The sequence below is a fragment of the Gordonia sp. (in: high G+C Gram-positive bacteria) genome (assembly GCF_047606305.1).
Taxonomy (GTDB): Bacteria; Actinomycetota; Actinomycetes; order Mycobacteriales; family Mycobacteriaceae; genus Gordonia.
The window spans coordinates 37,482-46,615 of sequence record NZ_JASGER010000025.1 but is presented as its reverse complement, the minus strand read 5'-3'; the positions used below and the strand labels follow the sequence as shown (position 1 = coordinate 46,615).

Below are 9,134 nucleotides of genomic sequence, written 5' to 3'. Positions count from 1 at the left end.
GTTCGCCGACGGGTGTGCGTGGTGCGGCGCGGGCGTCGTTGGCCAATCCGCATATCGCCCAGCCGTGGGACAACAAGCCGAAGAAGGATCCCGACCGCCTCGACCTCAACCCGCTCGCGTGGCAGCTCGCGTGGCTGCTCGGCGTGCACCCGCGCTGAGCGCGGATCGTCAGTCGGCGGCGAGGAACGGCCGGACGAATTCGGGCGTCGACTCGACCATCACCGCCGCAGCTGCGTCGTCGGCCAGGTCCACCATCGGATAGGCCTCGGCACCGGCCGCGGTCGCCAGGATCAGCGTGGCGACCCGTTGCCGACGCTGGAACGGCGTCGCCCGCAGCTGCCAGCCGACGATGCCGTCCCGCTCGACGAGGAACCGGTGTCGGGCGATGCGCGGGGGCCCGATGATCAGCAGTCGGTCGGTGACGCGGGTGCCCAGGTGGCGATAGCGGACCGTGGCCACCGCGGTCATCGCCACGACGGCGACACCGGCCAGTGCGATCGAGGCCGCCGGCCCGATCCACCCGGCGACGCCGGCGGCGAGGGGCACGACGGCCAGGACCAGGCCGGCCAGCGCGGCCCGGGTGAACCGGCGACGGCGAGCGGGCCGACCGTGTCCGACCAGGGGTACCGAGAGCTCGTCGGCGCCACTGGCGACGGCACCCGCCACCGCCGCCGCTTCATCGCGCGGGGCCGGCGGAAGCAGGAGTGGGCTCTTCGACGACCCCGTGGCGATGGCCGACAGGCGCGCCCCGCCCAACGGTCGCATCAGCACCGGTTCGTGCAGGTGGACGCCGCGCACCCGAACCTCGTCCAGGCTGGTCGCAGAGGTGGTGAGCAGCCCCCGCGACACGCGCAGCGTCGCATCCGGGTGACGTGCGAGGGTGAACCCCCAGTAGTTGAGGACGTATCCGCCGACCGACAGCACCGCACCGCTCACCAGCACCGCCGCGGCGGCGATACCCGCCACCAGGCCGAGCGGAGCGTCGGCGAGCCGGGACAGCGCGGCGGTGCCGGTCCGCTCGAAGCGGTCGAGGAGATTGGCCTGCATGGCGAATTGCACGGCGAAACCGACGATGGCCGCCGCGGCCGCGAACCCGCCCAGCGAGAATGGCGCGAAGCGCAGCCAGTCGGTGCGGAACCGGGCCAGGACCTGCGGCGGGTCGGCGACCGCGACCGTCGTGGTCGGATCGGTCGATGCGGGTGAGCCGGTCGGCATCAGGTAGTCGTGCAGGGCGCGGGCGTACGGCGCGGGCACACAGTCGAGCTCGACCTTCCCCTCGTCGCTCCCGGTGCCGACGACGACCTTCTCCAGCCCCAGCACCCGGTGCAACGCGGGCGCGGTCAGGTCGACGCTGCGGATGCGGTCGCGGCGAGCGGTTGCGACCTTGCGGTTCAGCAACCCGGTCCGCAGCCGGACGTGCTCGTCGGTGACCTGGTACTCGGTGGTGAGCCACGGCAGCACCGACAGCACCACCAGCGCGAGCATCGTCGCGCCCAGCGTCATCAGCGGAGCCGCGCTGCCCGCGACGAACACGGCGATGGCCACCGGAATCAGCTGCGGCAGCTGCTTGATCGGGCGCAGCACCATCATCCAGGGGGACTGGTGGTGCCACTCGTCGGCGCGGTCGGCGCGCGGCGCGGGCTCAGGTCGCGTCACCGGCATGTGCCTGAGTCGCGGTGGTCAGGTCGGCGGCGATCTGTCGGGCCCCCTCGGCGTCGAGGCCGACGATGTGGATGGTCCCCGCCGACGACGCCGTCGTGACGGTCAGCGTCGCGAGTCGGAGGAGCTGCTCGAGCGGTCCGGCCTCGGTGTCGACGACCTGGATGCGGGCCACCGGGATGATCACCGACGTGCGGGTGAACCAGCCGGACTGGGTGTAGATCGCCTCGGGCGCAACTTCCCAGCGGTGGAACCGATAGCGCCACTCGGGCACCACGACGGCGAAGAACACCGTGACCAGCACCGCGACGACTGCGACGGCGGCCGCCTGCCAGCGGATGTCGGGGACGGCCAGCGCCACGACGGCCGCGACGATCGTGACCGGAACGCCGACCAGCAGCGGAGGGATCCGCCACAGCGTCTTGGCGCGCGCCTCGACGCGATTGACCGGCTCGCGCAGCGTCAGATTTCGGGTTTCGTGAGTCATCCCCGCCAGTATGGCAGTGGGCGGTTTGCGCGGTTCCCCTCGGACGGCGGGGCGCCGCCGCTGCCCATAGACTGAGCGCCATGGCGACAGAGAGCACCGACAACGTCCAACACTCCGAGGCGTTCGACGAGGACTACCAGATGGCCGACCCGGGCCAGATCGATGTGACGCCCGAGATCGACGAACTGGCCGAACTGCAGCGGGCCGCCAAGAAGCAGCCCGCCGACGACGGTCCCGACGCCCCCTGGCGCCAGGGCTACCCCTACGACAAGAAGATGTCGCGGCGCACCTACGAGCGGGAGAAGCGCCGCCTCCAGATCGAGCTGCTCAAGCTTCAGGCCTGGGTGAAGGAGTCGGGGGAGAAGATCGTCATCGTCTTCGAGGGTCGTGACGCGGCTGGGAAGGGCGGGTCGATCAAGCGCTTCACCGAACACCTCAACCCTCGTGGCGCGCGGGTCGTCGCGCTGGAGAAGCCGACCGACCGCGAGCAGACCCAGTGGTACTTCCAGCGCTACGTCCAGCACCTGCCCGCCGCCGGGGAGATCGTGCTGTTCGACCGGTCCTGGTACAACCGCGCCGGCGTCGAGCGCGTGATGGGCTATTGCACCCCGCAGCAGTACCTCGAGTTCACCCGGTCGGCGCCCGAGTTCGAGCAGATGCTGGTGAATTCCGGCATCCACCTGATCAAGTTCTGGTTCTCGGTTGGCCGCGCCGAGCAGCACGCCCGCTTCGTGTCGCGTTCCACCGACCGGGTCAAGCAGTGGAAGCTGTCGCCGACCGACCTCGCGTCGCTGGACAAGTGGGAGGCCTACACCGAGGCGAAGGAGGCGATGTTCTTCTACACGGACACGCCACACGCGCCGTGGACCGTCGTGAAGTCCAACGACAAGAAGCGCGCCCGTCTGGAGGCCATGCGTTGGGTGTTGTCGCAGTTCGACTACCCCAACAAGGACTTCAAGGTCGTCGGCAAGCCCGATCCGAAGATCATCGGCTCGCCGAAGGACGTCTACGACGAGGGGGAAACGCCGTCGGGCACCTTCCCGGTCGTCGATCCGGGCTAGGGTGCTCCCCATGAGCGAGCAGCCCGAAACCATCGTGCGCATCGAGCGCCGCGAGCACGTCACCGTCCTGACCCTCGACCGCCCGAAGGCCCGTAACGCCGTCAACCGCGACGTCACGGTCCAGCTCGGCAACGCCCTTGCCGAGTTCGCCGGCGACACCGATCAGTGGGTCTGCGTGATCACCGGGACCGGCGACGCGTTCTGCGCCGGCGCCGACCTCAAGGCGATCGCCACGGGACAGGGCATCGACGACCCGGATCATCCCGAGCGCGGCTTCGCCGGCGTCGTGCAGCACGTCATCGACAAGCCGATCATCGCGGCGGTCAACGGCTTCGCCCTCGGGGGCGGCACCGAGATCGTCCTGTCCTGCGACCTTGTCGTGGCCGCGGAGAGTGCGACCCTCGGACTGCCCGAGGTCAAGCGCGGCCTCATCGCGGGCGCCGGCGGTCTGCTGCGCCTGCACAAGCAGGTGCCGCCGAAGATTGCCGCCGAGATCGTCCTGACCGGTCGGCCGATCACGTCGGCACAGGCGCTGCAGTGGGGGATCGCCAACCGCGTCGTCCCCGACGACAAGGTCCTCGACGCGGCGATCGAACTCGCCGACGAGATCGCCAAGAACGCACCGCTGGCCGTGCAGGCCAGCAAGCGCCTGATGCGCGAGAGTGCGTCGGAATCGGACTGGGCCGACCCGATCTGGCAGCGCAACGCCGAGGAGTTCATCGGACTCGCCGGCACGGCCGACTTCCTCGAGGGCCCGATGGCCTTCGCTCAGAAGCGTGATCCGGTCTGGACCGGGCGCTGACCGCCGTAGTCTTGAGCCATGACCACCTCTGATCGTGTCGCCGAGGCGGGCGCCTGGCTGCTGGAGACCGGCCACCGGACACTGCTCACCGTCACCGGCGGCCGGTTCCCGAAGTCGGTGATGGGCATGCTGCCCGTCGAGCTGCACACCGTGGGCCGCAAATCGGGCAAGCCCTACGCCAACCTGCTCAGCAGTCCGATCCAGGAGGACGGGACGATCATCGTCGTCGCCTCCAAGGGCGGGCACAGCGATCACCCCGACTGGTACAAGAACGCGTTGGCGACCCCCGACGTGAGTGTCACCGTCGACGGGGAGACCAAGCCGTTCCACGCGCGGACCGCGACCGCCGACGAGCGGGCGACGCTGTGGCCGCGCGTGGTCAAGGTTTACCGCGGCTATGCCGGCTACCAGCGCAACACCGACCGACAGATCCCGCTGTTGATCTTGGAGCCGCGTTAGTCCGACGCGCCGAGGGCGTTGATCTCGGCGGCCAGTTTCGGCAGCAGGGTCCTGTCCCACGACCGCTCGATGCCGTTGCGGGCGAAGCGTTGGTATTTGTCCTCGATGTCGAAACCGCTCATATGCCACATCAACCGCGTACCGCGGCCGTGCGGGTGGAGCTGGTAGTCGATCAGCCACCGTCGGGGCGGGTCGCCGCGCAGGTCGGTCCAACTGTAGGTGAGCTGATTGGGCTCGTCCGCCGCGAGGATCTGGCAGGCCATCTCGGCGGCCGGTTTGTCCGGCACCTCGACCTGCACGATGAACGTGGTCCCGACGACGGGCTCGAAACCGATGGTCGGCGAGAGCCACCGCGCGAGCGACTCCGGCTGCGTCAGGGCCCGCCAGGCGACCTCCGGCGGCTGCTCGACGAAGATCCCCAGATCGATCACCGACGGGTCGTGCTCGGGCTCAAGCATGGCCCCACCGTAGCGAAAAAGGCCCCTCACCGGGCGTGTGCCTGGTGAGGGGCCTTTCCTCGTAGCGGGGACAGGATTTGAACCTGCGACCTCTGGGTTATGAGCCCAGCGAGCTACCGAGCTGCTCCACCCCGCGTCGGTGAACACCACGTTACCGGCGAGTCGCACGGGCGTGCAAATCGGTTACCGGTGAAGGAAGTCACAAGCCCTCGGCGCGCGCCGTCAACCGCTCGAGCGTCGCGCGCATGTGCTCGGCATTGGCGGTCTCCCGGTCGCGGATCCCGGTGAGCAGGTGGGCGGTGTGCGTCAGGAATCCCGGTCGTCGGTCCCACATGCTCTCCACGACCGTGCAGCCGCCGGAGGTGGGGGTGATGTCGTAGCGCCAGCGGGCGATCGGCAGCCCCAGGCTGGTGACGTCCCAGGCGAACACGCTGGTCGGAGCCGCGTCGGTGACGGTGCACGTCGTGCTCCACCGGTGTCGGCCGTTGCGGTTGCGGCCGCGGAACACGTTGCCCACCGCCGCCGAGTCGCCGCGGATCCAGCGCATCTCGTCGATCTCCTCACCGAGTTCGGCGAGCGTGGGCAAATCGGTCAGGAGGGCGTACACGGTGTCGGCGGACGCGTCGATCGACGTCTCCACGGATACGGTGGGTGCAGTGCTCGACATGGCCGCAGGTTATCAATCCTGAAGATTCCTTGAGGGATTAGTGCACTTCGCCGGATTTGCGGGCATTGTGGAAATTGCACTTCAGTGAGAGGAAGCGTCTATGACCGACAAGCCCACCAAGAAGACGGCCAAGAAGGCCGCCGACAAGGCTGCCGCAGCTGCGGACACCGCCGCCACCGAGGCCACGCAGGCGGCCACCACGGCCACCACGACCCCGCCCGCCGCGGCCGCGCCGACCGCGGAGATCCCGCAGCCGGTCACGGCCCCGCTCGCCGGGCACCAGGTGCCGCCGGTCGCTGGAGCGGCTGAGCCCAAGGGCAACTGGTGGAAAGAGCACCTCGCGTCGACGGTGATCGCGGCCTCGCTCCTCAGCCTCGTGATCGGTCTGGGCGGGGGCTTCGCGCTCGGCTACTTCGGCACGTCCGGATCGGACGACGGCGGCTACCGCCCCGGCCACCACAAGCGGTGGGACGACGGAGACCGCAAGTGGAACCGCGACCGGTACGGCGATCGCTATGGCGACCGGTACGACCGTGACGACCAGTGGTGGGGCCCGCGACGCGGTCCCGGCGGCGACGACGGCGACTGGGGTCGCGGCTACTGGAACGACCGTGGTCCGCGCAGTGGCGGTGGCAGTGGCAACGACGGCGTCGTGCCGCCGTGGCTGCGCACCCCGCGCCCGACCACGCCGGGCCTGCAGACCCCGGGTGTTCCGACGCCCGGTCAGCAGGCACCGGGACAGCAGGCGCCCGGTCAGCCGACCGGCGGCGACCTGCCCGCCTGACGCACCGACCACGACGAGGGGCCGGGAGATTGTTCTCCCGGCCCCTCGTCGTTTGTCGCTAGCTCACTTGAGTTCGGCGCTGCTCTTGTCGAGCAGGCGGCGCGAGATGATCAGCTGCTGGATCTGCTGGGTGCCCTCGAAGATGTCCAGGATCTTCGAGTCGCGGGCCCACTTCTCCAGCAGGGTCCGCTCGGAGTAGCCGAACGTGCCGGCCAGCTCGACCGCCTTGTTGGTGATGTCGTTGACGCTGCGGCCGGCCTTGGCCTTCGACATCGACGCCTCCATCGAGTTCGGCTGCTTGTTGTCGGCCATCCAGCCGGCCCGCAGGGTGAGCAGGTACGACGACTCGTACTCGGCCTCGAGCCGGATGAACTCGGCGGCCGCGGCGGGCTGGTCGATCGCGGGACGGTCGTAGTCGATCTCGATCCCGTTCTCCTCCAGGATCTTGCGCAGCTCCTCCAACGCGGCGCGGGCGACGCCGACGGCCATGCCGGCGACCAGCGGACGGGTGTTGTCGAAGGTCTGCATGACCCCGCCGAAGCCCTTCTTGACGTCGACCTCGGGGGAGCCCAGCAGGTTGTCCTTGGGGATGCGGCAGTTCTCGAAACGGATCACCGCGGTGTCCGACGCACGGATGCCGAGCTTCTCCTCCAGGCGCTCGATGGTGACGCCGGGGTGCTCGCGCGGCACGACGAACGACTTGATCGCGGCGCGGCCGAGGCTCTTGTCGACGCTCGCCCACACGACGATGTGGGTGGCGCGCGAGCCCGCGGTCACGAAGATCTTCTCGCCGTTGATCACGTACTCGTCACCGTCGAGGGTGGCGGTCGTGGTGACGGCGGAGGAGTCCGAGCCGAAGCTGGGCTCGGTGATGGCCATGGCGGCCCACACCTTGCCGAAGCGCTCGAGCTGTTCGTCGGTGGCGACCGCGGCGATCGCCGAATTGCCCAGACCCTGGTACGGGATGGACAGCATCAGGCCGACGTCGCCGTACGAGGCCCAGATCGAGTTGAGGACCGCCGACATGTTGCCGCCGTTGACGACGGCGCCCTCGGGCACCTGCTTCTTCTCGTCACCGCGACCGCCCGCGGCACCGGCACCGGCCTGGCCGGCGGCGGCGAGGCCGTCGTACAGGGCCGCGATGGTGTCGAGTTCGACCGGGTAGGAGTGCTCTGCGCGGTCGTACTTGCGCGAGATCGGTCGGAAGACCTCCAACGACGCCTGCTTGGCCTGGTCGATGTTGGCGGCGAACTTCTTGGGGAGTTCGAGACTGATAGCCATGGGTTGTTCCCTCTGTCCTGATCGTCGTCCTTAGAGGACGACGATCCCCTCGCCGAGGCCGGCGCCGCGCAGGTCGCGGTACCAGCGCTCCACCGGGTGCTCCTTGGTGAAGCCGTGGCCGCCGAGCAGCTGGATCCCGTCGAGGCCGATCTGCAGGCCCTTGTCGATGGTCAGCTTGCGGGCCAGGGCGGATTCGCGCGCGAAGGACAGGCCCTGCTCGGCGCGGGAGGCGCCGCGCAGGGTGACCAGGCGCAGACCGTCGAGCTCGGTGGCGATGGTGGCGACCATGAAGGCGACCGCCTGGCGGTTGGAGATCGGCTCGCCGAACGCCTCGCGCTCGTTCACGTAGGGGATCACGTAGTCGAGGACCGCGCGGCCGGTGCCGGCGGCCAGTGCGGCCCAGCCCAGGCGCGAGAGGCGCACGACGTCGCGGTAGGCGGCGAAGGCCTCGTCGCCCTCGGTGCCGCCGATGATGGCGCTCGACGGGACGGCGACGTCCTTGAGCAGCAGGCGGCCCATGCCGGCGGCACGCAGGCCCATGCCCGGGTCGGCCTCGACGGAGAGGCCCTTGGTGTCGGACTCGACGACGAACAGGGCCGGACGACCGTCGAGCTCGGCGCCGACGATGAACAGCTCGGAGGAACCGGCGGCCGGCACGAAGGACTTCACGCCGTTGAGCTGGTAGCCGCTGGGCACCCGGGTGGCCTTGGTCGAGAGGCTGAACGCGTCGAAGAGCGGCTTGGGCTCGGCGATGACCACGGCCGACTGCGGCACGTTGTCGCCGGCGAAGTCGGGCAGATAGGTGGCCTGCTGCTCGTCGGAGCCGAAGTTGGTCAGCGTGGTGGCGACGCCGCTGGGGGCCAGCAGTGGCACGGCCAGACCCATGTCGCCGTAGGCCATCGCCTCGGCGACGAGCGCGTTGGTCACGACGCCGCGCTCGGCGGCCGCACCGTCGTACTCCTCGGGGACGTTGATCATCGTGATGCCGAGCTCGGCCGAGCGCTCGAGGATCTCGGCGGGTGCCTCGGCCTTCGCGTCGGCCTCGTAGGCGGCCGGCCGCACGACCGAGGAGGCGAAGTCCTTCACCGTGTCCGCGATCATCTGCTGCTCGTCGTCGGGGGTCAGGTTGAACAGGCCCTTGCCGGCGACCGCGGGGCGCTTCGCCTTGCCGTCGCCGGTGGCCTTGGTGAACGCGCGGTTGGCGGCGCCGAGGGTGCGGAATCCGGTCTTGGTGCCCTCGTAGGCGACGCGGTTGAGCGGTTCACGGAGGCCGAACTTCTCGGCGATCTCAGATCCGGTGACCTTGGTGAGCGCACCCATGGCCACGCCGATGGGGGTGCGCTTGTGCTTGCCCTTGCCGACGGAGGAGGTGTCGCGGGGTTCAGTGTTCGTCATGAATCGCTGCTACCTGTTCTGGAGGAACTGTGAACGACCCCCGTCGGACGTACCGGGGCGGCGGCCGCTTAGCGGGCTTCT

Annotated in this window: 10 protein-coding genes, 1 tRNA gene and 1 pseudogene; 5 read left to right on the top strand and 7 right to left on the bottom strand. The window is 69.6% G+C overall.

Annotation, left to right across the window (positions count from 1 at the left end; translation table 11 throughout):
* Positions 1–158, top strand: a pseudogene (locus tag QM634_RS04270) (mammalian cell entry protein); the annotation flags it as partial.
* A 10-nt stretch (positions 159–168) separates the two neighbouring features.
* Here the strand turns inward: QM634_RS04270 and QM634_RS04265 are convergent.
* Positions 169–1,662, bottom strand: coding sequence for a PH domain-containing protein (locus QM634_RS04265; RefSeq protein ID WP_415041531.1), 1,494 nt, complete (start codon positions 1,660–1,662; stop codon positions 169–171).
* Positions 1,643–2,146: a PH domain-containing protein gene (locus QM634_RS04260; protein ID WP_415041530.1), complete on the bottom strand. Its 504-nt coding sequence runs from the start codon at positions 2,144–2,146 to the stop codon at positions 1,643–1,645. Before QM634_RS04260 ends, QM634_RS04265 begins: the two co-directional genes overlap by 20 nt.
* Before the next feature lie 140 nt (positions 2,147–2,286).
* Between QM634_RS04260 and ppk2 the strand changes: the two genes are divergently transcribed.
* The 3 genes from ppk2 to QM634_RS04245 are packed head-to-tail and all read left to right on the top strand — an operon-like array spanning position 2,287 to position 4,468.
* Positions 2,287–3,207, top strand: a complete 921-nt coding sequence (ppk2, locus tag QM634_RS04255) for a polyphosphate kinase 2 (RefSeq protein ID WP_415041532.1) — start codon at positions 2,287–2,289, stop codon at positions 3,205–3,207.
* Between the two features lie 10 nt (positions 3,208–3,217).
* Positions 3,218–4,009, top strand: a complete 792-nt coding sequence (locus QM634_RS04250) for a crotonase/enoyl-CoA hydratase family protein (RefSeq protein WP_415041529.1) — start codon at positions 3,218–3,220, stop codon at positions 4,007–4,009.
* 18 nt (positions 4,010–4,027) lie between these two features.
* The gene (locus tag QM634_RS04245; protein WP_415041528.1) at positions 4,028–4,468 is read left to right on the top strand and encodes a nitroreductase/quinone reductase family protein; all 441 of its coding nucleotides are present in this window, start codon (positions 4,028–4,030) and stop codon (positions 4,466–4,468) included.
* Here QM634_RS04245 and QM634_RS04240 read toward each other — a convergent pair.
* From QM634_RS04240 to QM634_RS04230, 3 genes are all read right to left on the bottom strand, one after another.
* Positions 4,465–4,926, bottom strand: a complete 462-nt coding sequence (locus tag QM634_RS04240; RefSeq protein ID WP_415041527.1) for an SRPBCC family protein — start codon at positions 4,924–4,926, stop codon at positions 4,465–4,467. The genes QM634_RS04245 and QM634_RS04240 overlap by 4 nt on opposite strands.
* Before the next feature lie 62 nt (positions 4,927–4,988).
* Positions 4,989–5,062, bottom strand: a tRNA-Met gene (locus QM634_RS04235).
* Positions 5,063–5,125: 63 nt separating this feature from the next.
* Positions 5,126–5,593, bottom strand: a complete 468-nt coding sequence (locus QM634_RS04230) for an SRPBCC family protein (protein WP_415041526.1) — start codon at positions 5,591–5,593, stop codon at positions 5,126–5,128.
* A gap of 100 nt (positions 5,594–5,693) precedes the next feature.
* Here QM634_RS04230 and QM634_RS04225 point away from each other — a divergent pair, with 100 nt between their 5' ends.
* On the top strand, positions 5,694–6,377 hold the full coding sequence (locus QM634_RS04225) for a hypothetical protein (protein WP_415041525.1): 684 nt from the start codon (positions 5,694–5,696) through the stop codon (positions 6,375–6,377).
* A 63-nt stretch (positions 6,378–6,440) separates the two neighbouring features.
* Here QM634_RS04225 and QM634_RS04220 read toward each other — a convergent pair whose 3' ends face one another.
* Together QM634_RS04220 and QM634_RS04215 are read right to left on the bottom strand one after the other, a co-directional pair.
* Entirely contained in the window at positions 6,441–7,658 is a 1,218-nt protein-coding gene (locus QM634_RS04220; RefSeq protein WP_415041524.1) for an acyl-CoA dehydrogenase family protein, read from the bottom strand.
* A gap of 30 nt (positions 7,659–7,688) precedes the next feature.
* Positions 7,689–9,053, bottom strand: a complete 1,365-nt coding sequence (locus QM634_RS04215; protein WP_415041523.1) for an acyl-CoA dehydrogenase family protein — start codon at positions 9,051–9,053, stop codon at positions 7,689–7,691.
* Positions 9,054–9,134 lie beyond the last annotated feature (81 nt).